Genomic DNA, 349 nt, shown 5'->3' with positions numbered 1-349 from the left:
TACCAAGCTTAATCCATTTACTGAAAACATATGGTGCGGACGAAGGGATTTGAACCCCCACGATATTTCTACCACTAGAACCTGAATCTAGCGCGTCTGCCGATTCCGCCACGTCCGCGTAAAATTCATTTCTCTAAAAAATATACCACTTTTTAAATGTCCAAACAAGTCTATATACTGAGAGCCTGGGTTCAAAAAAATACTCGGCTTCTCACGCCTCGGTACGACCTACTTTCGTATATACAAAAAGACTACCTTTCGGTAGTCCTTTATTCTTTGCCTGGCAACGTCCTACTCTCCCAGGACCCTTCGGTCCAAGTACCATCGGCGCTGGAGGGCTTAACGGTCG

At 45.6% G+C, this 349-nt stretch carries 1 tRNA gene; it reads right to left on the bottom strand.

Features of this window, described 5'->3' with window-relative positions:
- Positions 1 to 31 precede the first annotated feature (31 nt).
- Positions 32 to 118, bottom strand: a tRNA-Leu gene (locus tag BEN26_RS13860).
- Between the last annotated feature and the right edge of the window lie 231 nt (positions 119 to 349).

The sequence above is a fragment of the Tepidibacillus sp. HK-1 genome, assembly GCF_001748485.2.
GTDB classification, from domain to species: Bacteria; Bacillota; Bacilli; order Tepidibacillales; family Tepidibacillaceae; genus Tepidibacillus_B; species Tepidibacillus_B infernus.
Note: the sequence above shows the minus strand (reverse complement) of the source record. Positions and strands in the feature narration are given on the sequence as shown.